Source organism: Paraburkholderia madseniana, from assembly GCF_009690905.1.
In the GTDB taxonomy this organism is placed as follows: domain Bacteria; phylum Pseudomonadota; class Gammaproteobacteria; order Burkholderiales; family Burkholderiaceae; genus Paraburkholderia; species Paraburkholderia madseniana.
In genome coordinates this window covers 101,375-124,390 of record NZ_VOSW01000011.1, presented here as the reverse complement: position 1 = coordinate 124,390, position 23,016 = coordinate 101,375, and the positions used below count along the sequence as shown (strand labels likewise).

The window sequence follows — 23,016 nt, the reverse complement described above, 5'->3', positions numbered from 1 at the left end:
CCATGTCTCGTCCACCTGGGTGACAGTGGCGGTCTCCATGTTCGCGGCATCGTCTGTGTCGGCGAGCGCTGTCAGTTCGTTCGCCGAATCGCCGGGCATTCGGCTCAGCCACTCGCCCTGCTCAACTCGTGCGCGCGCCGAAGTCTTTCGCGGCTATTGCTCAGATGCATGCGCATCGCGGCGCGCGCATCATCCGCGTCCTGGCGTTCGATGGCCCGATAGATCATCTGATGCTCGCTGAGCACGTTGCGCAGGTGCTCGATATGGTCGAGCTCCGCGATCTCGGCGGTGCCGAGCCGCGTGCGCGGGCTCACCGCGCGGCCGAGTTGACTGAGCACGTCGAAGAAGTAGCGGTTGCCGCTCGCGCGCGCGATCTGCAGATGAAACTCGATGTCGTGCGCCAACGTATCGGTACTTCCCCGTTCGAGTTCGGACTCGAAGCGCTCCAGTGCGGCGCGAATCTGCTTGAGATTCTGCTCGGTGCGTCGCGCTGCCGCGAGCGCGGCCGAGGCTGCCTCGACGTCGATGCGAAATTCGATGATCGCCATCACGTCCAGCATGCTGGAGAGGTCGGCGGCAGGCAGTTGCATGGACTGTTCCGTGGCCGGCTCCAGAACGAACGTGCCGATGCCGTGACGCGTCTCGACCACTTTGGCCGCCTGCAGGCGCGAGATTGCCTCGCGAACCACGGAGCGGCTCACCGAAAGCTGCTTCATCATCGCGACTTCTGTCGGGATGCGGTCTCCGGGCCGCAGGCTGCCGCGGCGGATTTCATCGGAAAGGGTGGCCACCACCTTCTCAGTTAGGCTGCTCATCTCGGTTGCTTATGGACTAATCGGCTGGGAATTCACACTTTGCGAGTGCGAGTGACGTCGTGTGGCGTCTCGACATAGTCATCATAGCGTCAGTCCGAAAGGTGACGATTTGAATCTCGTGTTCCCGATGCGGGCGGTGATGACTCGTTATCCGGACCTAGGCGGCACAGCTTGCAAGTCTTTTGTCATGTCATCAGACGTCTTAATTCGATTCTACAGCTTCAACGACTGCTGTGGCGCTGTGACGGCTGCATCTCGGTATATACAGCTTGCATGGCAGGGTAAACACCCCATTGGAATCGGTGAATGGAACGGGGTAGACTGTCGTCAGACAACGTATCACGCATTTTAGGACCGAATCACCCGGCCTGCTCGAATGTGCTGCGGTGCGTTCGATCAGGCCGCTGGAATGGCCGGAACTGGAGACAACCTTGACATCTGCTCTCACCGCCGCCGCTGACCCGCTTGAGTCCGCGGTCTCGAAGGTCAAGCGGCACGTGCTGCCGCTCTTTCTGATTATGTTCATAGCGAACTACATCGATCGCGTGAACATCGGCTTCGTCAATTCCCACATGCAGACGGACCTCGGCATCGGCGCTGCCGCCTACGGCCTCGGGAGCGGGTTGTTCTTCGTCGGCTACGCGCTGTTCGAAGTGCCGTCGAACGTATTGATGCAGAAGTACGGCGCGCGCGCCTGGCTGACCCGCATCATGGGCACCTGGGGGCTGGTCGCGGCCGCCATGGCGTTTGTCTGGAACGACACGTCTTTCTACGTGCTGCGATTCCTGCTCGGCATCGCCGAAGCCGGCTTCTTCCCGGGTGTGGTGTTTTACTTCACGCAATGGCTGCCGCAGAAAGAGCGGGGCAAGGCCGTGGCGGTTTTTCTCTCAGGCTCCGCGCTTGCATCGGTGCTGTCCGGTCCGATCACAGGCAGTCTGTTGTCGATTCGCGGCCTTGGCCTGCACGGCTGGCAATGGATGTTTCTCATTGAGGGCGGCTTCTCGATCGTGCTGTGCGGTGTTAGCTGGCTGCTGCTGAAGTCGCGCATTCGCGATGCCTCCTGGCTGACGGCTGAGGAGCAAACCGTTCTCGAAAGCGCGATCGCCGCGGAGCAGGCCGAGCGCGAGGCGCATGGCGGCGCGCATCTGCCGGCCGTGAAGCTGCTGAAGGATCCGCAGATTCTGCTGTTCTGCTTCCTGTACTTCGCGATTCAATTGACCATTTACGCGGCCACCTTCTGGCTGCCAACGATCATCCGCAAGATGGGCGGACTCTCCGACTTCGAAGTCGGCATGTTCAATACCATTCCGTGGCTCATCGCCATGGTCGCGATGTACTGCTTCGCGGTGTTGTCCGCGAAATGGCGTTTCCAGCAGGCGTGGCTGGCGGTGGCGCTCGTCATTGCAGCGTGCGGGCTGTTCGCTTCGACTTCGGGTAATCCTGTGCTGTCGTTCGTGGCAATCTGCTTCTCAGCGATCGGTTTCAAGGCCGCGTCTTCGCTCTTCTGGCCGATCCCGCAGGGCTATCTGGACGCACGCGTTGCCGCAGCCGTCATCGCGCTGATCAATTCGGTCGGCAATCTCGGCGGGTTCTTCGCACCGGCTGCTTTCGGTTATCTGCAGCAGCACACCGGCTCGATTACCGGTGGTCTTTACGCCTTGGGCGTGGCTTCGCTGATCGCGGCGGCGGCCGGCTTCTTGACCCGCAATCGCCGTGTGAACCGCGACGCGTTGACGGAGCCGCTTCATAGCAAAGCGCATTGAATTGTCGATCGACCGCCGCCAGTCGGCTTACTCATTTACCTGGTCTCCAATCATGTCCACGAACTCATCCCAATCGAACGCCACGCCGATCGTGACCGAGCTGCGCGTCGTGCCCGTCGCCGGCCGTGACAGCATGCTGATGAATCTGAGCGGCGCACATGGCCCGTTCTTCACGCGCAATATCGTCATTCTGCGCGACAGCGCCGGGCATACTGGAGTCGGCGAAGTGCCGGGCGGCGAGAGTATCCGCAAGACGATCGACGACGCGCGTCCGCTGGTTGTCGGTCAGTCGATCGGCAATCTCCAGGCTATCCTGAACAAGGCGCGTACGCAGTTCGCCGACCGCGACGCCGGCGGGCGCGGCCTGCAGACTTTCGATCTGCGCACCACCATTCACGCGGTGACCGCACTCGAAGCCGCGCTGCTCGATCTGCTCGGGCAGCATCTGGGCGTCCCTGTTGCGGCACTGCTCGGCGAAGGCCAGCAACGCGACGAAGTGGAAATGCTCGGTTATCTGTTCTATATCGGTGATCGCAAGAAAACCGATCTGCCCTATGACAGTGGTGCGGAAGGGCGCGACGACTGGGAGCGCGTTCGCACCGAAGAGGCCATGACCCCCGAGGCGGTGGTGCGGCTTGCCGAGGCAGCGCAAGCGCGCTATGGCTTCAACGATTTCAAGCTCAAGGGCGGCGTGCTGCCGGGCGACGCCGAAATCGAAGCGGTGACGGCGCTCGCAGAACGCTTCCCCAATGCCCGCGTCACGCTCGACCCGAATGGCGCATGGTCGCTCGCGGAAGCGGTGCGCCTGTGCCGCGACCAACACGACGTGCTGGCTTACGCGGAAGATCCATGCGGCGCGGAAAACGGCTACTCGGGCCGCGAGGTGATGGCCGAATTCCGCCGCGCGACCGGTTTGCCGACGGCGACCAACATGATCGCGACCGACTGGCGCCAGATGGGTCACGCGATCCAGTTGCAGTCCGTGGATATTCCGCTTGCCGATCCGCACTTCTGGACCATGCAAGGCTCGGTGCGCGTGGCGCAGATGTGCAACGAGTGGGGGTTGACCTGGGGCTCACATTCGAACAATCACTTCGACATTTCGCTCGCGATGTTCACGCATGTCGCGGCAGCGGCGCCCGGCAAGATCACGGCGATCGACACGCACTGGATCTGGCAGGACGGTCAGCGCCTGACGCGCGAGCCGCTGCAGATTGTCGGCGGCAAGGTCAAGGTGCCTCAGGCCGCCGGCCTCGGTGTCGAGCTGGATATGGACGAGATCGAGAAGGCGCACGCGCTGTATCTGCAGCATGGCCTCGGCGCACGCGACGACGGCGTGGCCATGCAGTACCTGATTCCGAACTGGAAGTTCGATAACAAGCGCCCGTGTCTGGTGCGCTGAATTTCTTCATGATCTGAGCGGCGCTCCGTGCGGCCGCCCGCTTTTACCGACTATTCACGTTATGACCTCACCCCAAGAACTCAAAGCGATCGTTTCCGAAGGCCTGCTGTCCTTTCCGGTGACCGACTTCGACGAACAAGGCGATTTCCGTGCCGATACCTATGCTGCGCGCCTCGAATGGCTCGCGCCCTATGGCGCGACCGCGCTGTTTGCCGCCGGCGGCACGGGCGAATTTTTCTCGCTGACCAAAAGCGATTACACGAACGTGATTCGCACGGCGACCGAGACCTGCCGGGGCAAGGTACCGATTCTTGCCGGCGCGGGTGGCCCGACGCGCGTGGCGATCGACTACGCGCAGGAAGCCGAACGTCTCAGCGCAAGCGGCGTGCTGTTGATGCCGCACTATCTGACCGAGGCATCGCAGGAAGGGATTGCCGCGCACGTCGAGCAGGTCTGCAAGGCGGTGAAGAACATCGGCGTGATCGTTTATAACCGCGCGAATTCGAAGCTGAATGCGGACATGCTCGAGCGTCTCGCGGACAGTTGCCCGAACCTGATCGGCTTCAAGGATGGTGTGGGTGAAATCGAGGCGATGGTGACGATTCGCCGCCGTCTCGGCGACCGTTTCTCGTATCTCGGCGGCCTGCCGACCGCGGAAATCTACGCCGCGGCTTATAAGGCGATGGGCGTGCCGGTGTATTCGTCGGCTGTGTTCAACTTCATTCCGAAGACGGCGATGGATTTCTATCGCGCGATTGCTGCAGATGATCACGCAACTGTCGGCAAGCTGATCGACGAATTTTTCCTGCCGTATCTGGCGATCCGCAACCGCCGTCAGGGCTATGCGGTGAGTATCGTGAAGGCCGGCGCGAAGCTGGTCGGCCACAGCGCCGGTCCGGTGCGGGCGCCGCTGACCGATCTGACCGAAGAAGAAATGGCGCAACTCGACGCGCTGATCAAGAAGCTCGGCGCGCAATAAGTGGCGCAATAAACGGCGCAGGTAGTGGCGGAGATTTCGCCGCCCTCAACTCCGGCGAAACACAACGTGCGAGATGCGCTGCACGAGCAATGCGGCCGCAAGTGCCGCCACTGCCGTCAGCCACACGCCAATATGAATCGACTGCACGAGTGCATCGCGTGCCGTGTCGATCAGCGCCAGCGTATTGAGTCCCGACGTCTTCGTATCCGCAATCAGTTTCAGGCGCACCGTTTCATCGATCAGGATGCGCAGATCGACGAAGCGCGGCCGCCATTGCGATGCGGCCGGCTCGCCGAGCACGCTCATCGTGCGCGTGACCACGTTGCGGTAGTGGTGCTGCACCACGGTTGCCACAATGCTGGTGCCGAGCATCCCACCCACCATCCGCGTGGACTGCAGCAGTGCCGTCGTGATGCCGAAGCGTTCACGCCCGGCAATCTCCTGGCCGAACACGTTCAGATTGTTCAGGATGAAACCCAGGCCGATGCCGACGGCCGCCATCGGCAATTCGATCCACACGTGCGGTGTCTCCGGATTGGCAAACGCCAATGCGATCGCTGCAAACAGCAGCAGCGCAAAACCGATCGACAGAATCCGCGTGGGCTTCTTCATGTGAATGACGATGCGCGTATTCAGCAGGCTGCCGAGTGCGATGCAGGCGGCAATCGGCGTTGCGAGCAGGCCGGCCTGTTGCGGCGACAGTCCGAAGCCGCCTTGCAACAGCAGCGGCGCGAAGAAGATCAGCGAGAACATCACGAAGCCGGACAGGAAGCCGAGGATGAACAGCGTGACGAGTTGCGCGTCCTTGAACAGGTCGAGCGGAATGATCGGATGCGTGGCGCGCTTCTCGCACACCAGCAACGCGATGGCGCCCACGATCACGAAAGCCGCCAGCGCCAGGTTGCCGGCCGTCAGACCGTCTTTCGGCACGGCTTCGATGAAAGCCTGCAGGCCGCCCAACACGATGGCGACCAGCGCCGCGCCAAGCCAGTCGATCTTGACCTCGCCCTCGTGCGGCCGCTGGAAGTTGGGCAGATGCGCCCAGATGAAATAGAGCGCCGCGGCGCCGACCGGCAGGTTGATCAGGAAGGTGGAGCGCCAGCCCCAGTGCTCGCTCATCCAGCCACCCAGCGACGGACCCGCCGCGGTGCCGATCCCGTACGCGGCCGCCATCACCACCTGCCAGCGCACCCGTGCGCGCGGATCGGGGAAAAGATCCGGGATCGACGCGAACGCCGTGCCTACCATCATTCCGCCGCCGACCCCTTGCAGACCACGCGCGATGACGAGGAACAGCATGTCGTTCGCCACGCCGCAGAGCACCGACGCCACCGTGAACGTGATGACCGCGGCGATCACGAAACGCTTGCGGCCGAAATAGTCGCCGAGACGGCCGAACACGGGGACCGTCACCACCGACGCCAGCAGGTACGCGCTGGCAATCCACGCGTAGTACTCGAAGCCATGTAGTTCGGCGACAATCGAGGGCAACGCGGTGCTGACGACGGTCTGGTCGAGTGCGACCAGCATGTTGACGAGGCCGATGCCGAGCATCGCGAGCAGGGCGTTTCGGAAAGGCAGGGCAGTCGCAGTCGGATTCACGGGGCTGGGAAAGAAGGGCTTGTCAGGGTAGGCGCTGCGCGGCAGGGCGCGGCCAGGGTCTTGACCACTATTGTGTCTTATAGTTGTCTGACCTCTCGCCCGGCGATTATACGGGTTTCCCCTTACATAAAACTATTCTCAACGGCAAGAAGTCGCCAGGAGGCCTTCAAGAACGACAGCACGGTGCCGACAATGCGTATGGAAGTTTTGCGAAGGAAAATCTTGCGCGCTCGCGGCACATCGGCGACGCATTGAAGCGGTAAAACATCCCGGAATATGTGATAAAAGTCAGGTCTTTAGAAAAAAGCCTGACTGGACATGCCGTCGGATTGTGATCACGGATAAGAACTTAACTGGGCGTCGTTCCGCTACGGAGGCGTTGTGATTCGAAACTGGCTTGGCGGGGTGTTGTTTGCAGTGTGTTTCGTCAGCAATGCGTTCGCAGGCGGGCCGGATTGTTCCCGGCCGTTTACGCTTGCATTGCACGACCATGGGCTGCTCTATTCGCTCGACACCGATACCGGTATCGACAAAGACTTCTCCGATGAGTTGATCCGGCGTAGCGGTTGCCAGATCAAGGTCAGTCTGATGTCACGCGCACGTATCTGGAAACTGATCGAGTCGGGCGCACTCGACTTCAGTCTTTCTGGAATCGCGAATGACGAACGCAATCAATATGCTTCGTTTGCGTGGTACTTCAGTAATAAATACTATCTGCTCGTGCGCAAGGACGCCGGTATCCATAACGTCGCGGACTTCGAAAACAATAAACGCGCCCAGCTCGGCGTGATCCGCAGTTTCCGCTACAGCACCTCGGCCAACGAACTGGTCGACAGACTGACGTCGGAAAACCGGGTAAGCCTCGCGGGCGGGCTCGAACCGCTTTACCAGGCGCTTATTCTTCGACAGATTCAGGGCATGATTATCGAGCCCTTCGATTACCCCGCGCTGGACGAGAAAAAGATCCGCGACGTGACGACGATCGTTGAGTTCAACGATCCTTCGGTGCCGCACGGTCTGATCATGTCGAAGAAAGCACTCCCGGCCGCCGAGCGGGAGAAGTGGCGAGCGCTGGTAGATGAAATGCGTGCTGATGGAACGGTGCGCCGTATTTTCGAAAAGTACTTCAGGCCGGATCTGGCCGAGTCCATGGTCAACTTCAAGGCGTCGCCGTGATCCGGCTGCGCTCTGTCCTGCTGCCATTGCTGGTGTTATCCGCGTCGCTTGGCGTGACGTGGACAGTGTGGGATCACGAACGGCAGGCGACTCGCAAAGAGCTTCGCACCCAGTTTGATTACACCGTGAGTGACGTAGTAAGCCGCGTCGAACAGCGGATGGCGACCTACGAGCTGATGTTGCGAGGCGTGCAGAGCCTGTTTGCCGCGAACGGAATGATCGATCGCGACAGGTTCCGGCGCTATGTGAGCGCGCTCAATCTTGACGCGAACTTTTCCGGGGTCCACGCCGTGGGTGTGGTCGAATGGGTGCCCGCGGCGCGTAAGGCGGCCCACATAGCGGACATGCGCGAGAGCGGCGTTCCAGACTACACGATTTATCCCGACGGGCTGCGCGAGGACTATGCCCCGGTCGTTCAGCGCGAGCCCTTTGTTGGCCTTGCACGCAGCTCGCCCGGTTTTGACGCCTGGGGCGAGCCGGTGCGGCGCTCGGCGTTGGAGAAAGCCCGCGACTCTGGCCTCGCGGTTCTCTCGGGAAAGGTGCGCCTTTCGGTCGACATGGATGCGGACCCCCGGCCCGGCTTCATCCTGTATCTTCCGATCTACGCTTCCGGCAAAACGCAGGACAACGTCGCGCAGCGTCGGGCGAACATTGTCGGCTGGGTCTACGCATCGTTCCGTATGCACGATGTGATGGCCAGTCTCTACGGCGAACAGCCCCGTGGCGTCTCGTTGGCGATTTACGATGGCGTGGAGCCGTTGGAGGCAGCGCTGCTGCATCGCACTTCAGAAGCAAACAACCGGCATGCGCCCGCGCTCATCTCCGCAAACGAATATCTGGTTGTGGACGGACACGACTGGATGCTGTCGATGAGCGCCTCCGACGAGTTTCGATCCCGGTTAGGGCGTAATGCGGAGGTGCTAATTGCCGGAACCGGCACGGGGTTGAGTCTGCTGCTGGCGCTTCTGACCTGGCTCATGATGACAGGGCGGGAGCGTGCCATGCGCCTCGCTTCGGCGATGACGCGGGAGTTGCGCGAGAACGAAGAGAAATTTCGCGCCATTGCCGACTGCACGGTGAACCTGGAAATCTGGTGGGGACCGGACGGCACACCGCGCTGGATCAATCCCTCGGTTGAGTACTACACGGGCTACACGGTTGCCGAATGCATGGCAATGCCTGATTTCGCCCGCACGCTCATCCATCCGGAGGACATCCCGCGCGTTGCGCCGGAATTCAAAAAGGGGCTTCAGGGTTCGCGCGGCGACGATCTCGAGTTTCGTTGCGTGCGCAAGGATGGATCGCTCCTCTGGCTGTCGGTCTCCTGGGTGCCGATCAGCAATCAGAGGGGTGACTTCGTTGGTTTTCGGACCAGCGGCCGCGACATCACGGAGCGCAAGAAGTCGGAGGAGAAAATCCGGGAACTTGCCTTCTATGACACGCTGACGCGCCTGCCCAATCGCGCGCTTCTTCTGGATCGGCTGAGACAGTCAATGGTAACCAGCCGGCAGAACAGGGTTTGCGGCGCCCTCATGTTCATCGATCTTGACCACTTCAAAACGCTGAACGATACGCTTGGGCACGACAAGGGCGACCTGCTCCTGCGACAGGTCGCGTATCGCCTGTCGAGCAGCGTCAATGAGGGAGACACGGTTGCCCGGGTCGGTGGCGACGAGTTCGTTGTAGTGCTGGGCAATCTGAATCTGGACGAGGCCGAGGCGACCATGGAAACCGTGGCGGTGGGAGAAAAAATTCTCGCCGTGTTGGGGAACGCCTACGAGCTCAACGGTGTTCGGTTCCGAAGCACCGCCAGCATAGGGGTCACCGTATTCAATGGGGACCAGACGTCCACCGACGAGCTTTTCAAGCAGGCCGATCTCGCCATGTATAAATCGAAGGAGCGCGGCCGCAATGCCATGTGCTTCTTCGACCCCGCGATGCAGACGGCGGTGCTGAAGCGAGCCGAGCTGGAGGTGGGGCTGCGCAACGCCATCGAGGAGAACCGGTTTGTTCTTCACTATCAGGCGCAGGTCGTTGACGGCAATCACATAACCGGTGCGGAAGCGCTGGTGCGTTGGGAGCATCCTGAGCGCGGCCTGATACCGCCAGGCGAGTTTATCCCGCTCGCGGAGGAGTCTGGGCTGATTCTCGAGATGGGGCGAACGGTATTGGTGTCCGCATGCACCCAGTTGGCAGTATGGGCGACGCGGCCATCGATGGCGCATCTGTCGATGGCCGTGAACGTCAGCGCCCGGCAATTTCGCGAGCCCGACTTCGTAGACACTGTGCTTGACGTCATCAACCGGACTGGGGCGAGGGCGGACAGGTTGAAGCTCGAGCTGACCGAGAGTGTTCTCGTTGAGAACGTGCAGGACATTATCGAAAAGATGACCGCCCTTCGCGCTCGAGGCGTGACCTTTTCGCTGGATGACTTCGGGACGGGTTACTCGTCGCTGTCTTACCTGAAAAGATTGCCCTTGGACCAGTTAAAGATTGACCGGTCGTTCGTGCGCGACATCCTGGTCGACTCCAACGACGCTGACATCGCGAGAACGATCGTGGCGCTGGCCCGAAGTTTTAACCTGGGTGTCATCGCCGAGGGCGTCGAAACTGAAGCGCAACGAGATTTCCTGGCAGTCGCAGGATGCCACGCCTATCAAGGGTTTCTCTTTTGCAAGCCGCTGCCGATTCAGGGTTTCGAGCAGTTTGTGAACCTGTTCAGCTCCCGCAGCCGGAGGGACGTTCGGTCGACGGGGAGTGACGGGAGAAACGTCGGTTCGGGTACGGTAAGCTGATCAATCGATCGGTATCGTTATGACGCCCCGATCCTGGCTAACGTAATGGCACGTTCGGGGCATGCAGTCACGCACAAGCCGCACGCCCGGCACGCATCGGCGTTTGGCGTGTACGCGACTTTCATTCCATGTACGCGCAGCTTGAATTTGTGCAGCGCGCCCAATTGCTGGTAGTCGGCCTTATCGATCCGGCGGATGTCGAAAACGTTCTCCGGACAGACTACCGCGCAATCGCCCTTGCCTTCGCACCGTTTCAGATTGACCACGGGAGCAATCACGCCGGCGGCCTGTTTGCATGCGGATGTGGATGTCGAAGCGGTGCTCATGCGCGATCCTCCGGGCGCTTGCCGTCAACGGACGACAGGTTCTTCTGAAAATTTTCGCGCTCCTCGGGCGTCATCCGTTCCCAGCGGCGCCAATGCCGGCGTCCGTGGCAACCGCCGCGTCCTCGAAATCCGCCAAACAGAATCCGGCTTAGAATCAGCAGGCCCATCGCGTGCGGAAAATCGATCGCACGGCCGCCGATGAATAGCGCCGGGATCACCCAATTCCATAGCGCCATCACCATCCATCCCAGCACGGCGATGCCCACCAGAACCAGCAGTGCCTTGCCGAAGCATCTCAGTTTGAAACTCATCTATCTGCTCCTTTAGATATCCAGTTCGTCATACACGGCTTGCAAGCGAACGCGCAGATGCAGGACCGCGTAACGCTTGCGTGCCAATAGCGTGTTCACGCCGACACCGCTCTCGGAGGCGAGCTCCTTGAAGCTGCGCCCCTCCAGTTCATGAGCGACGAACACATCGCGCTGATCCGCCGGCAATTCGTTGAGCGCGTCTTGCAGGGCTTCCAGCAGCACCGACCTTGCATAGAGGGCTTCCGGGCCGGCGTCCGTTGCCGGGAGGGCGAGATCCAGTCGATACTCGACGTCATCGGCGGCGTCGACCATGTCGGCCAGCGGTTGCTCCCGGCGCTTGCGAAAGCGGTCGATGATGCGGTTGCGCGCCACGCGGAACAGCCACGCGCTAACCTGTTCGATCGGCGCAGGGAGACGGTAGGCTTGCACGAACTCGTGAAAGACATCCTGCAAGATGTCTTCAGCGTCGCCCTGATCGTGCACGCGACGCCGGATGAAATTCCCGAGCTTCGTACGCTCACGCAACACAGTTGCAGTGATGTCGGTATCTCGTTCGATCATCGATTTCGGGGTGCGCGGCGGTTCCATACGTCTGTAGACGGTTCACGATCAGGAATATTGTGGGCGCCGCGAAAAATGGCGTTATTACGCCGGTGGCAGGGGTGTTTGGTCCGAAGACGGTGATATCGGCCGTTCGCTGCGCGGCCAGATTCTAGAACCGCTCCACCCTGAACGGCTGGGTGTCCACGAGCGTCTCCTCGTGGGTCATCATCTCGGCGATCAGCCGGCCCGTAACCGGGCCTAGCGTCAGCCCGTGGTGCGCGTGGCCAAACGCGAACCACAAGTCTTTGTGATGCGTCGCGGGCCCGATGATCGGCATCATGTCGGGCGTACAGGGGCGTCGTCCCATCCAGGGTTCATCGTCGAGACGCTTGCCCAATGGAAACAGCGTACGCGCAATCGGCTCGACCGCGGCGAGCTGCGTGGGCGTTTTGGGCGCATCGCAGTGCGCGATCTCCGCCCCCGTGGTCAAGCGGATGCCTTTTGCCATGGGGGCCAGCACGTAACCCTTCTCGACGTCCAGAACCGGATGATTCAGACGGGCCCCTGCCTCGGGCGCGTAGTGCATGTGGTACCCGCGTTTGACGGCGAGCGGCAAGCGATAACCGAGCCGTGAACTGATGCGATCCGACCACGGCCCCAATGCGACGACCGCTGATGAAGCCGTGATCGTTCCCGCTTGCGTATCGACCGCCCAACCCTCGCGAAACGAGTCCGCATCGCCGATGAAAAACCGTCCGCCGAGCGCTTCGAAATATTTCGCGTAGGCGGTGACGAGCGCGTTGGGATCGCTCACGGAATCGGATGCCGAGTAGCGCAAGCCGCCCGTCAGCGCTTTGTTGAGATCGGGCTCCTTCTGTTGCAGGCGGCCCGCATCCAGCGATTCGAACTCGACGCCATATTCCCGATGCCAGCGTTCAGCGACCCGGGTTTCCGCGTCCCATGCTTTTTCGGTGCGAAACACCTTGATCCAGCCGGTGGGGCGTAATAACGCGCTCGCGCCGGCCTCGGCCGCCAGCGCGCGATGCTCGTCCACGCAATGCTCGATCAGCGTCGCGTACGACTTCGCGATAGCGGCGTGTTTGGCCGGGTGAGAATTGCGCCAGTATTGCCAAAGAAATGGTGCGGTCTTGAGTATGGCGTCGGCATGGTAGCGAACGTCCGGCGACTGGTTGCGCGCGTACCGAAGCAGGGTGCCGAGGTCGCGTGGAAAGGCATAGGGATACACGCCTTCGCGCTGGATCAGCCCGGCGTTGCCGAACGACGTTTCGTTGCCGGGCTGCTTGCGGTCGACCAGGGCGACGCTGCGGCCGCGTTTCTGGAGATGCACGGCAACGCTCACGCCGACAATGCCTGCGCCGAGCACGACGGTATCGAATTTTATTGTGGTCATGAATTTACCTGTTGCCGGTTACGCCAGCTGCGCCGTTGCTGCGAATTCTACATGGCCGGACTCATTGAAAAGGACGGGCAGAGCGACGTGGGACGGAGGCATTTATGCCGCCCACTGCCGCCCGTTGATGCAGAGTGTGTCAGAGTAACGACTCTCACTCGTGGAGCGACTTCGCATGACTCGATTACCAATTGCCGACCGATGGTTCGAACTCAAACGCATCAGCGACGACATCACGCTGCTTTGGGAACCTCATGTCGTCCCGCTGATGCGTTGCAATATCTGGCATGTGCGTGGCCGTGACCGGGATCTGATGATCGACACGGGGATGGGTATCGCCAGTCTGCAGGATGCCGCGAAGCACCTGCTGCAGAAGGACGTCACCGCCGTTGCGACGCATACGCACTCGGATCATATCGGCGGACATCATGAGTTTGAACACACGCTGGTTCACGAGCTGGAGGCAGACAACCTGCGTGCGCCGCGCGAGCGCGGCACCCTTCTGGCATCGGTATTGGGCGACGCAGCCATTCGCCGGTATCGCGAAGCAGGCTATCCGTTCGACGGCGATCTGATCACGGCCCTTCCCAGCGCCGATTACTCGATGTCCGACTATTGCGTGCGGGCCGCAACGGTCACGGAGATCGTCAAGGAAGGGAACATCGTCGATCTCGGCAACCGGCATTTTGAGGTCCTGCATCTGCCCGGCCACTCACCGGGCAGCATTGGCCTATGGGAAGCGGCATCCGGCACGCTGTTCTCGGGCGATGCGATTTACGACGGCCCGCTGCTGGATGAGATAGGTGGCGCGGATATTCCGACCTATGTGCGCACTATGAAGCGGCTGCGCGAATTGCCCGTGCAAGTGGTTCACGCCGGGCACGACGGGAGCTTCGGGCGAGAACGGCTGATTGAGTTGGTCGACGCCTATCTGGCTAAACGCACCTGATCACTGGCCGGCTCGACAAACTGGCGCGTGACCTGCCGGACTTCGCGCGCCAGCAAACGGTTGGCGCACGGTCCAACTCGACAGCCCGTCTTACGCGTCTTTCAGCCAGGGCATTTCCACCGGTGACACCACCAGATGCCGGGACTCCCGTTTCAGTTCGAAGATGAACCCGACCAGGATCATGGAGTCGGCATACGGGATCGGGAATACGTGAGGATTTTCCGCGGTGCGCAGCGGGTGGGCGGGCGTGTTCGCCGTCGTCGCGGCGTTCTCGCGGACGCTTTCCAGTTCGTCGACCATTGCCTGACCACTTACTTTCAGGACACGGCTACGCAGGTCGCTGAACGGTTCGATGCGCGCCCCGTCTTCGTTGTATTCGGGCACTTCATAGATGAACCAGGACATGTGCGTCTCCAAGGAAAAGGGCAAGTATTCTAGCAGTGGGCGTAACGCATCCCCGTTTTCCTCACTCTGGAAATCGGGTTACGCTCAGTCCCCACAACGACAAACAGACTGAGACAAAAGTCTCATCCGGAATGATGGTGCACTGCAATGTGCTGTTCCGGAACCCGCATGTTAAAAGTCATCCTAAGCGTGCCACTGAATGACGATGCGCGCCGAGCCGACCGGAGACATTCATGCCCTATGTTCCGCAAGTGAGACACATCGATCGGATCCGCAGGTTGATCGAAGGCCGAATGCCTGATCGCGGCGGCGATGCTACGCGGCTGACTTCGTCGTATTGGCGCTCGCTCGAGCAATATCATCTCGATCCTGACCTGACAAAGGGGCCGCGGATTCTGACCGTGCCCGAACTGCGCGACGTACAGCATCGGGAAGAATCGGTTTTACGGGCGTCGGGAGAATGCCTTTCGCGTCTGCATGAGACGGTTCGCGAAGCGGACTACTGCGTGATGCTCACCGATGCGCAGGGCGTGACGATCGATTATCGCGTTGACCGGGATCGTCGCCACGATTTCAAACGAGCGGGATTGTATTTGGGCTCCTGCTGGTCCGAGCAGGAAGAGGGAACTTGCGGCGTCGCGACGGTGCTGCTCGATTCCCAACCGATCACGGTTCATAAGACCGATCACTTTCGGGCCGCCTTTACCACGTTGACCTGCAGTGCCTCGCCCATCTTCGGGCTGGAAGGCGAACTGATCGGCGTGCTGGATGCATCGGCGATTCGCTCGCCCGACGAACGCGAAAGCCAGCGTCTGATCAACCACATCGTGCGTCATAGCGCAGTGTTGATCGAGGACAGCTTCTTTCTCAACGCGACCACGCATTACTGGGTTTTGCTGGCGCACCGCAATCGTCACTACGTGGAGGCCCAGCCGGAAATTCTGATCGCATTCGATGCGCACGGAAACGCAATTGCGGCAAATCGCCGGGCAAAAGAGTGCGTGCCGGGCCTCGATCGGCTGCCGCGACCTGTTTCCGAGCTCTTCGATGTCCGCGCCGAGCGTCTTCTGGATGTCAGACCAGGCCGCGACATGGTCACGATCAAATTCGCGGGCAACGGCTCGCCGCTCTATGCCCGCGTTCGTCCGCCCGTCATTCGCGCACAACGGCAAGCTGCGCCGAAGCCCCGCAATCCCGCGCCTCAGGCGCAACCCACACTCACCGATATCGACGCCCTTGAGCGTAATCGCATCGTCGCCGCCCTGACGGATGCGAAATGGCATCCGGACGAGACAGCCAAAGCCTTGGGCATGTCGCGCGCGACGCTTTACAGACGGATCGCGAAGTTCGGCATTGTCCCGCCTCACCGGCGCTAGCGGTCCACGCTTATCCAGCGGGCAAAGAACCCGCGTATTACTTCGACGTTTCACCAATCCGTATCGAATGGAGGAGCAACCATGCCTGAAAATAATGCAAGCAAGATTATCGGAAATGTTCTGGAATCCCTGGAGTCAGCGCTTAAACGCGGTGATACCGCTGCGGCCGTCGCGTTGTTTCAGCCTGAGTGCTATTGGCGCGATCTGGTTGCGTTCACCTGGAATATCAAAACCATGGAGGGCCGCGACCAGATCGGCGCCATGCTCGATGCGCAACTCGGCGCCATCAAGCCGACCAGGCTGCGGATCGCCGAAAATGAAGTGCCGACCGAAGCCGGCGGTGTAGCCCAGGCCTGGATCACCTTCGAAACGGAAGTTGCCCGCGGCAGCGGTTTTATCCGCGTGAAGGATGGCCTGATCTGGACTTTGCTGACCACCATGGGCGAGCTGAAAGGCCATGAGGAACCCAAAGGCAACCGTCGTCCGATGGGTGCGGAACACGGCGCACGCATGGACCGAACGAGCTGGAAGGAGCGTCGGGAAGCCGAAGCGCAGGCGCTGGGTCGAGCGGAGCAGCCCTACTGTTTGATCGTGGGTGGCGGGCAGGGTGGAATTGGACTGGGCGCGCGTCTGCGGCAACTGGGTGTGCCGACGATCATCGTCGATAAGAATCCCCGTCCTGGCGACCAGTGGCGTAACCGCTACAAGTCACTGTGTCTGCATGATCCGGTGTGGTACGACCATATGCCTTATTTGCCGTTCCCGGATAACTGGCCGGTTTTCACACCCAAGGACAAGATCGGCGACTGGCTCGAGATGTACACCAAGGTCATGGAATTGAACTATTGGGGATCGACTATTTGCAAGTCCGCGCGCTATGACGAAGCGAAGGCGGAATGGGTGGTCGAGGTCGAGCACGACGGCGAGACGCTGACCTTGCGGCCGAAGCAGCTTGTGCTTGCCACGGGCATGTCGGGTAAGCCGAATATTCCCTCGTTCAAAGGCATGGATGTGTTCAAGGGCGAGCAGCATCATTCGTCGAAACACCCGGGACCCGATGCGTACAAGGGCAAGAAAGTGGTCGTGATCGGCGCCAATAATTCGGCGCATGATATTTGCGCGGCGTTGTGGGAAGCGGGCGTCGACGTCACGATGGTTCAGCGGTCGTCCACGCATATCGTGAAGTCAGATTCGCTGATGGAACTTGCTCTTGGTGATCTCTATTCCGAGCGCGCGGTGGCGTCTGGCATGACGACGTCGAAAGCCGATCTGACGTTTGCGTCGATCCCGTACAAGATCCTGCACACGTTTCAAAAACCCGTGTGCGATGCGATCAGGGAGCGCGATGCCGAGTTCTACGCGCGACTGGAAAAGCGCGGTTTCATGCTCGACTTCGGGGATGACGACTCGGGGCTCTTCATGAAGTATCTTCGGCGCGGGTCGGGTTACTACATTGATGTTGGCGCCGCCGACCTTGTAGCGGATGGCAAGATCAAGTTGAAGAGTGGTGTAGATGTGGTCGAACTTAAAGAGCACTCTGTTTTGCTAAGCGACGGCACTGAGCTGGAGGCGGATCTCGTCGTCTATGCAACCGGTTACGGATCGATGAACGGCTGGGCCGCCGATCTCATCTCGCGTGAAGTGGCGGATAAAGTGGGCAAGGTGTGGGGGCTGGGTTCGAATACGACGAAAGATCCGGGGCCGTGGGAAGGCGAGCAACGCAACATGTGGAAGCCCACGCAGCAGCCTGCCTTGTGGTTTCATGGCGGCAACCTGCATCAGTCGCGCCACTACTCGCAGTATTTATCTCTGCAATTGAAGGCGCGCATGGAGGGAATTGCGACGCCGGTTTATGGCCTGCAGGAAGTGCATCACCTTTCCTGACGTTGGTGTGTCGTTGATGCGCGCGCTCCTTACGGCCCAGTGTTAAGACGGCCGGATGGGGGAGCGACGCGCATCGACGCAATACGGTTGCCACTGACGTTGATCAGCGCGTCGCCTTCAGAGATGAAGCAGTACGGGCCGGGCACGTGCGAAACACGACAAGCGGCTCAACCTGGATTGATTTCGTCCTGGCTGCGTCGTGTAGTGCGAGGGCCGAAGATCCGCAGCGTGGCAGCCACGACTAGCAGCGCCGCCGCGATGATGCCGAACATGGCGCCTGCTCCTTGCTGGTTCAATACAGGGAGCAAGATGAAAGGCAGCATGCCGCTCACGATGCGGGACAACGAGTAAGTACTGCCGATGGCGGTTGAGCGCACGCTGGCTGGAAAGATCTCAGATTGGTAGACGTGGTACGCATTGCTGAACACGTTCGACGCACATGTTGTCAACACACCAAAGAGAACAATCAGCGCCGAGGTGTTGGAATAGGCAAAACCCAGGCCAAAAACTGCAATGGACAAAATGGCGCCAATAACCAGGGTACGGCGTTCAATCCAGTTGAGCAGCGGAATCGAAAGCAACGATCCGACTGGGTAGCCGAGAAACGACAAGGCGATAAAGAGCGTTCCGTCCGTCACGTCAAAGCCACGGCTTTTCACCACGGTGCTGGCGAGTGTGCCGAAACCGTAGTAACCAAATCCCTGAAGCAGATGGAAGATGGTCAACATCAGGTAGCGCTTGTTATAGGGAGGGCGGCGCAGCAAGGCAATGCGCTCGCCCAAGGTCATTGGATTCCGCTTGACGGTCGTTTCAGGTGAGATGACCGACACTGTCACGCCGGCACTGGCGGCAAAGCGCCGAAGCATGGCATGGGCCTCCTCGACGCGGCCCTGCGCGAGTAGCCAACGCGGGCTTTCGGGCAACTTATGCTGCACAAGCAGAACCAGCACAGCGCCCAGGCTGCCAATAACCAGAATAACGCGCCAGCCGGCCACGGCGCCAAAGTGAAGAGGATTGAGCCAAAGCGCCAGAAATCCAACCAATGGCACGGCGATATATGAGGTGGTGTACGCCCATGCAGCCATTCGCCCACGACGTTCCTTGGGCAGAATCTCGGACAAAAAACTATCGGCAACGGGATAGATCGCACCTACGCCAATGCCGGTGAGGAAGCGGCAGATCACCAGCATCTCGGCGTTGACCGACAATGCCCCGATCAGCGAAAAGCCGCTGTACCAGATCAGGTTGAATAGGAAGGCCTTGCGCCGGCCGATTCGGTCGGCCATGCTGCCTAGAAAAAATGCACCGAAGAACATGCCGATAAACGCCGAAGCGAGCAGCAGCTTGAAGTCCGTGCTGTGTCTGTCGATACCGTATTCCCCCTGCAACGCCGCGCCGATCGAGCTGACAAGGAAAATTTCGAACATGTCGAAGAACAAGCCTATGCCGATCACCCACACCACAAATCGATGCAGCGAGCCCGCAGGCATGTTATCCATCCAGCCACCCAGGGTGGTGGCTTTGGCATGAAGGGCGGGTGTATCGTCGGCTTTGTCCGGTTCGGATGAAGCAATGCGCGAATGGGCGGCCGCACTGCCGCCCACGTCCAGATTCCTGGTGTTCATGTTTGTCTCCGTTTCTTTGCTTTCGGGTCGGCTTATGCGCCGTTCACCACGTTGATCGGCGCGCCCGCATGGAACGCAGCGAGGTTTGCTTCGATGCCGGCATTGAGCCGGTTCGCGGCATGCGTCGCCGCCCAACTGATGTGCGGGGTGACGATAAGGTTGGGATGCGCACAGGTGAGCAGGGGCTCATGCGGATCGGGCGGTTCCTGCGGGAGTACGTCGAGCGCGGCGCCGCCGAGGTGGCCGCTCATGAGGGCTTCGACCAGCGCCGTCGAATCGACAAGACCTCCGCGGGCGCTGTTCACGAGCAGCGCGCCGCGTTTCATGGCGCGAAGCGTGGGCGCGTCGATGAGGTTGCGTGTTGTCTCCGTAAGCGGGCAGTGGAGCGAGAAAACGTCGGCGGACCGGACCACGTCGTCGAATGGTGTGAAGCCTTCGCGAACGGTTTGTCGTCCGCGATGCTCCGCGAACATCACGTTCATGCCAACCGCGCGGGCCAGCCGTGCGAGCGCATTCCCGATCGCGCCGCGCCCGACAATGCCGAGCGTCGAACCGGCGATATCGAGAATCGGCGCATCGTGCACGCAGAAATGCGGCGACGCCGGCCAGGCGATGCGAGCGGCTTCACGATAAGCGAACAGGTTGCGCCGCAATGCGAAGATCGACGCGAGCGCCCACTCGGAGACGCTCTGTGCCGAATAGCCCGGCACATTGGACACGATCACGCCGGACTCGCGGCAGGCGTCGATATCGATGCAATCGAAGCCCGTCGCGGCGACGCAGATAAAGCGCAGTTTCGGCAGACGTTGCAGATCGGCCGCGCGGATGGGCACTTTGTTCGTGATAGCAATGGCGGCATCTTCGAGCGCATGGACCACGTCGGCGGCGCGCGTGGCCGGACGAACGGACCATTCGCTCGCCCAGGCCGGCGCGGTGAGCGGCGTGGGCAACGTGCCGCTGTCGAGCAGGACGATGTTCATTGAACCCCCGCCTTGGGCAGCATGGGCCGCAAAGCCACGCTGTTCAGTTCGCTGAACGGCAAGTGAAAGTCGGCGGATCGTGGATAGCAGGGTGTCATTCCATCACGCCATCAGTTCGGAGATCTCGATCAGATTCAGATCGGGATCTCGCACATACACCGAGCGAATCTTCTGCGTAGCGCCGGTGCGCGCAACCGGACCTTCGACTATCGGCCATTTGCAGCGGGCCAGATGCGCAATCACATCGTCGAGCGGCACGGTGGCGATGAAGCACAGGTCGAGCGCGCCCGGTACGGGAACATGGGCCTTCGGTTCGAATTCGGCACCACGCACGTGGACGTTGATCTTCTGATTGCCGAAGCGAAATGCAATCCGTCCTTCGCCAAACGTCTCGAGTTGCATCTGCATGACCTCGGTGTAGAACCGCTTCGTTACAGCGAAGTCGACGCAGGTGAGTACGAGGTGATCGAGGTGGTCGATGAGTGCCATGTCCTGTTCCTTATGAAAATGCGCGTTGTTCCGGCAGGCCGTCAGCCGCGATGCAAGGCATCGAGTGCAGGTCCAGGCGCCGTCCGGCCTTGAGCAACTGGCTCGGCACGTCGTGGCCGATCAATCCGGGAAGCAGGGCGGAGGCGGACAGCACGGCGGCGAGATCCACGCCGGTGTCGTAGCCGTCGAGCTCGAGCATGTGCACGAGTTCCTCAGTGCAGACGTTGCCCGTCGCACCTGGCGCGTAGGGGCATCCGCCGAGTCCGCCGAGCGACGCGTCGAAGCGATCGATGCCGGCATCCAGCGCGGCGAGCGTATTGGCGAGCGCCATGCCGCGCGTGTTATGAAAATGCAGCGTGAGTTCGAGCGCGGCGAAGCGCTCGCGCGCGGCGGCGCACAGTTCGCCAACCTGCGACGGGTAAGCCATGCCGGTGGTGTCGCACAACGTCACGCCATGCACACCGAGGTCGGCGAAGCGCTGCATCCACTCCAGCACTTCTGCTGGGTCGATATCGCCTTCCATGGGGCAGCCCATCGCCGTGGACAGCGACACGTTGATCGCCACCTTCGTTTGCCTGACCACGCCGATCACGTCGCGCAACTGGGCGAACGATTGCTCGCGGCTCATGCGCAAGTTCGCGCGGTTGTGACTCTCGCTGACCGACATCACGAGATTGACTTCATCGACACCGCACGACAGCGCGCGCTCTGCGCCGCGCAGATTCGGAACGAGCACGGTATAGACGACGCCTTCACGTCGCGCGATCCGTTGCATCACAGCTTCGGCGTCACGCAAGGCGGGGATCGCTTTTGGCGAGGTGAACGAGGTCACTTCGATCTTGGCGTAACCACACGCGCTCAGACGATCGATCAGTTCGATCTTGGCGTCGGTGTCGACGAAGCGGGCCTCGTTCTGGAAGCCATCACGGGTGGCGACCTCCTGGATATACAGACGCTTGCTGCTCATTCGGTGCTCCTGTTCAGATGATGCCGCGTGCGCGCCAGGCGTCGCGGGTCGTGCTGTCGATGCCGAGGTTTTCCAGCACCTCGTCGGTGTGCTGGCCGAGCGTGGGCGCGGGAGTGTTCACCGTGCCCGGCGTCGCGCTCAGCTTCGGGACGATGCCTGGCAGTTGCACGGGCGTGCCATCGGGGAGCTGGGCGTCGAGAATCATGTCGCGTGCGTGGTAATGCGGGTCGCTCGCAATGTCGGCGACGTCGTAGATTTTTCCGGCGGGAATGCGGGCTTCATTGAGCGCAGCCAGCACGTCGTTGAGCGTGCGGTGTAGGGTCCAGTCGGCGATCGCGGCGTCCAGCCGCTCGACGTTCTTTACGCGGCCATCGTTTTGAGCGAGTGCGGGATCGTCGGCCAGATCCTGGCGGCCGATCAGTTCCATCAGACGCCGGAAGATGCTGTCGCCATTGCCTGCAATCAGCGCATATTTGCCGTCGCTGCAGCGATACGCATTCGACGGCGCGATCCCGGGCAAGCTGCTGCCCGCCGGTTGGCGCACGGCGCCGAACGCCGAGTACTCGGGCAGCAGGCTTTCCATCATGTTGAAGACCGACTCGTAGAGCGCGACGTCGATCATCTGGCCCGTACCGCCGTTCTGGTCGCGATGGCGCAGCGCGAGCAGGATGCCGATCACGCCGTGCAAGGCGGACAGGGAATCGCCGATGGAGATGCCCACGCGCACGGGTGTGCGGTCGGTTTCGCCGCTCAGATGCCGCAAGCCGCCCATCGCTTCACCGATGACGCCGAAACCCGGACGGTCGCGGTAGGGACCGGTCTGCCCGTAGCCGGACACGCGCAGCATCACGAGACCAGGATTTAAGGCATGCAGTTCTTCCCAGCCGAGGCCCCATTTTTCGAGCGTGCCGGGACGAAAGTTTTCGATCAACACGTCGCTTTGCGCGACCAGTTGGCGAACCACGTCCCGGCCTTCGGGCGAGCGAAGATCGAGCGTGACGGATTCCTTGTTGCGCGATTGCGCCGCCCACCAGACAGACGTGCCTTCATGCAGCAGGCGCCATTTGCGCAGCGGGTCGCCCGAGCCGGGTGGTTCGATCTTGATGACGTGCGCGCCGAACTCGGCGAGCATTTTTCCAGCGAAGGGACCGGCGATGAGCTGGCCCATTTCAAGCACGCGAACGCCTTCTAGCGGCTTCGTCATGTTGTCTCCTTGCA

Annotated in this window: 20 protein-coding genes; 8 read left to right on the top strand and 12 right to left on the bottom strand. The window is 61.0% G+C overall.

Translation table 11 applies throughout. From position 1 onward, the window contains the following. Positions 1-104 precede the first annotated feature (104 nt). Entirely contained in the window at positions 105-815 is a 711-nt protein-coding gene (locus FSO04_RS08355) for a FadR/GntR family transcriptional regulator (RefSeq protein ID WP_154559214.1), read from the bottom strand. Positions 816-1,246: 431 nt separating this feature from the next. Here FSO04_RS08355 and FSO04_RS08350 point away from each other — a divergent pair, with 431 nt between their 5' ends. The 3 genes from FSO04_RS08350 (at position 1,247) to kdgD (ending at position 4,959) form a co-directional block, all read left to right on the top strand. After that, positions 1,247-2,578 (top strand): MFS transporter, encoded by a 1,332-nt coding sequence (locus FSO04_RS08350; RefSeq protein ID WP_154559213.1) that lies wholly within the window; start codon positions 1,247-1,249, stop codon positions 2,576-2,578. 52 nt (positions 2,579-2,630) lie between these two features. Beyond that, complete coding sequence (gudD, locus tag FSO04_RS08345) at positions 2,631-3,980, top strand: glucarate dehydratase (protein WP_154559212.1); 1,350 nt, start codon at positions 2,631-2,633, stop codon at positions 3,978-3,980. Positions 3,981-4,041: 61 nt separating this feature from the next. Next, positions 4,042-4,959: a 5-dehydro-4-deoxyglucarate dehydratase gene (gene kdgD / locus FSO04_RS08340; protein WP_154559211.1), complete on the top strand. Its 918-nt coding sequence runs from the start codon at positions 4,042-4,044 to the stop codon at positions 4,957-4,959. 45 nt (positions 4,960-5,004) lie between these two features. On the opposite strand, the gene FSO04_RS08335 is transcribed toward kdgD, so the two are convergent. Continuing rightward, complete coding sequence (locus FSO04_RS08335; RefSeq protein ID WP_154559234.1) at positions 5,005-6,513, bottom strand: MFS transporter; 1,509 nt, start codon at positions 6,511-6,513, stop codon at positions 5,005-5,007. A gap of 429 nt (positions 6,514-6,942) precedes the next feature. On the opposite strand from FSO04_RS08335, the gene FSO04_RS08330 reads away from it, so the two are divergent. Continuing rightward, entirely contained in the window at positions 6,943-7,737 is a 795-nt protein-coding gene (locus FSO04_RS08330) for a substrate-binding periplasmic protein (RefSeq protein WP_168435607.1), read from the top strand. Further along, the gene (locus FSO04_RS08325) at positions 7,734-10,532 is read left to right on the top strand and encodes a bifunctional diguanylate cyclase/phosphodiesterase (RefSeq protein ID WP_168435606.1); all 2,799 of its coding nucleotides are present in this window, start codon (positions 7,734-7,736) and stop codon (positions 10,530-10,532) included. The genes FSO04_RS08330 and FSO04_RS08325 overlap by 4 nt, the downstream gene beginning before the upstream one ends. Positions 10,533-10,549: 17 nt before the next feature. Here the strand turns inward: FSO04_RS08325 and FSO04_RS08320 are convergent, their stop codons facing one another. The 4 genes from FSO04_RS08320 to FSO04_RS08305 all read right to left on the bottom strand — a co-directional run bounded on the left by FSO04_RS08320 (position 10,550) and on the right by FSO04_RS08305 (position 13,114). Then, a complete protein-coding gene (locus FSO04_RS08320; protein WP_154559210.1) occupies positions 10,550-10,858 on the bottom strand; it encodes a 4Fe-4S dicluster domain-containing protein in 309 nt (102 codons plus the stop codon). Beyond that, complete coding sequence (locus tag FSO04_RS08315) at positions 10,855-11,169, bottom strand: hypothetical protein (RefSeq protein ID WP_154559209.1); 315 nt, start codon at positions 11,167-11,169, stop codon at positions 10,855-10,857. The genes FSO04_RS08320 and FSO04_RS08315 overlap by 4 nt, the downstream gene beginning before the upstream one ends. 12 nt (positions 11,170-11,181) lie before the next feature. Beyond that, positions 11,182-11,757 (bottom strand): RNA polymerase sigma factor, encoded by a 576-nt coding sequence (locus FSO04_RS08310; protein WP_154559208.1) that lies wholly within the window; start codon positions 11,755-11,757, stop codon positions 11,182-11,184. A gap of 124 nt (positions 11,758-11,881) precedes the next feature. Further along, positions 11,882-13,114 (bottom strand): NAD(P)/FAD-dependent oxidoreductase, encoded by a 1,233-nt coding sequence (locus FSO04_RS08305; protein ID WP_168435612.1) that lies wholly within the window; start codon positions 13,112-13,114, stop codon positions 11,882-11,884. Positions 13,115-13,298: 184 nt separating this feature from the next. On the opposite strand from FSO04_RS08305, the gene FSO04_RS08300 reads away from it, so the two are divergent. Further along, positions 13,299-14,072 (top strand): MBL fold metallo-hydrolase, encoded by a 774-nt coding sequence (locus tag FSO04_RS08300; RefSeq protein WP_154559206.1) that lies wholly within the window; start codon positions 13,299-13,301, stop codon positions 14,070-14,072. Between the two features lie 90 nt (positions 14,073-14,162). Here the strand turns inward: FSO04_RS08300 and FSO04_RS08295 are convergent, their stop codons facing one another. Next, positions 14,163-14,477, bottom strand: coding sequence for a helicase (locus FSO04_RS08295; protein ID WP_154559205.1), 315 nt, complete (start codon positions 14,475-14,477; stop codon positions 14,163-14,165). A gap of 233 nt (positions 14,478-14,710) precedes the next feature. Between FSO04_RS08295 and FSO04_RS08290 the strand changes: the two genes are divergently transcribed. Further along, the gene (locus FSO04_RS08290) at positions 14,711-15,853 is read left to right on the top strand and encodes a sigma-54-dependent Fis family transcriptional regulator (RefSeq protein ID WP_154559204.1); all 1,143 of its coding nucleotides are present in this window, start codon (positions 14,711-14,713) and stop codon (positions 15,851-15,853) included. An 81-nt stretch (positions 15,854-15,934) separates the two neighbouring features. Next, positions 15,935-17,737, top strand: coding sequence for an NAD(P)/FAD-dependent oxidoreductase (locus FSO04_RS08285; protein ID WP_154559203.1), 1,803 nt, complete (start codon positions 15,935-15,937; stop codon positions 17,735-17,737). Between the two features lie 167 nt (positions 17,738-17,904). On the opposite strand, the gene FSO04_RS08280 is transcribed toward FSO04_RS08285, so the two are convergent. The 5 genes from FSO04_RS08280 to FSO04_RS08260 all read right to left on the bottom strand — a co-directional run bounded on the left by FSO04_RS08280 (position 17,905) and on the right by FSO04_RS08260 (position 23,002). Continuing rightward, complete coding sequence (locus FSO04_RS08280) at positions 17,905-19,362, bottom strand: MFS transporter (protein WP_154559202.1); 1,458 nt, start codon at positions 19,360-19,362, stop codon at positions 17,905-17,907. A 32-nt stretch (positions 19,363-19,394) separates the two neighbouring features. Continuing rightward, entirely contained in the window at positions 19,395-20,342 is a 948-nt protein-coding gene (locus tag FSO04_RS08275) for a D-2-hydroxyacid dehydrogenase (RefSeq protein ID WP_154559201.1), read from the bottom strand. A gap of 102 nt (positions 20,343-20,444) precedes the next feature. Continuing rightward, positions 20,445-20,831: a VOC family protein gene (locus tag FSO04_RS08270; protein WP_154559200.1), complete on the bottom strand. Its 387-nt coding sequence runs from the start codon at positions 20,829-20,831 to the stop codon at positions 20,445-20,447. A gap of 10 nt (positions 20,832-20,841) precedes the next feature. Further along, positions 20,842-21,798: a hydroxymethylglutaryl-CoA lyase gene (locus FSO04_RS08265; protein WP_154559199.1), complete on the bottom strand. Its 957-nt coding sequence runs from the start codon at positions 21,796-21,798 to the stop codon at positions 20,842-20,844. Between the two features lie 13 nt (positions 21,799-21,811). Next, positions 21,812-23,002, bottom strand: a complete 1,191-nt coding sequence (locus tag FSO04_RS08260) for a CaiB/BaiF CoA transferase family protein (protein WP_154559198.1) — start codon at positions 23,000-23,002, stop codon at positions 21,812-21,814. Between the last annotated feature and the right edge of the window lie 14 nt (positions 23,003-23,016).

Coding starts and splice junctions, on each gene's coding strand:
- FSO04_RS08355 (WP_154559214.1), bottom strand. CDS start 815: ATGAGCAGCCTAACTGAGAAGGTGGTGGCCACCCTTTCCGATGAAATC.
- gudD (WP_154559212.1), top strand. CDS start 2,631: ATGTCCACGAACTCATCCCAATCGAACGCCACGCCGATCGTGACCGAG.
- kdgD (WP_154559211.1), top strand. CDS start 4,042: ATGACCTCACCCCAAGAACTCAAAGCGATCGTTTCCGAAGGCCTGCTG.
- FSO04_RS08335 (WP_154559234.1), bottom strand. CDS start 6,513: ATGCTCGGCATCGGCCTCGTCAACATGCTGGTCGCACTCGACCAGACC.
- FSO04_RS08320 (WP_154559210.1), bottom strand. CDS start 10,858: ATGAGCACCGCTTCGACATCCACATCCGCATGCAAACAGGCCGCCGGC.
- FSO04_RS08315 (WP_154559209.1), bottom strand. CDS start 11,169: ATGAGTTTCAAACTGAGATGCTTCGGCAAGGCACTGCTGGTTCTGGTG.
- FSO04_RS08310 (WP_154559208.1), bottom strand. CDS start 11,757: ATGGAACCGCCGCGCACCCCGAAATCGATGATCGAACGAGATACCGAC.
- FSO04_RS08300 (WP_154559206.1), top strand. CDS start 13,299: ATGACTCGATTACCAATTGCCGACCGATGGTTCGAACTCAAACGCATC.
- FSO04_RS08295 (WP_154559205.1), bottom strand. CDS start 14,477: ATGTCCTGGTTCATCTATGAAGTGCCCGAATACAACGAAGACGGGGCG.
- FSO04_RS08290 (WP_154559204.1), top strand. CDS start 14,711: ATGCCCTATGTTCCGCAAGTGAGACACATCGATCGGATCCGCAGGTTG.
- FSO04_RS08285 (WP_154559203.1), top strand. CDS start 15,935: ATGCCTGAAAATAATGCAAGCAAGATTATCGGAAATGTTCTGGAATCC.
- FSO04_RS08280 (WP_154559202.1), bottom strand. CDS start 19,362: ATGAACACCAGGAATCTGGACGTGGGCGGCAGTGCGGCCGCCCATTCG.
- FSO04_RS08275 (WP_154559201.1), bottom strand. CDS start 20,342: ATGAACATCGTCCTGCTCGACAGCGGCACGTTGCCCACGCCGCTCACC.
- FSO04_RS08270 (WP_154559200.1), bottom strand. CDS start 20,831: ATGGCACTCATCGACCACCTCGATCACCTCGTACTCACCTGCGTCGAC.
- FSO04_RS08265 (WP_154559199.1), bottom strand. CDS start 21,798: ATGAGCAGCAAGCGTCTGTATATCCAGGAGGTCGCCACCCGTGATGGC.
- FSO04_RS08260 (WP_154559198.1), bottom strand. CDS start 23,002: ATGACGAAGCCGCTAGAAGGCGTTCGCGTGCTTGAAATGGGCCAGCTC.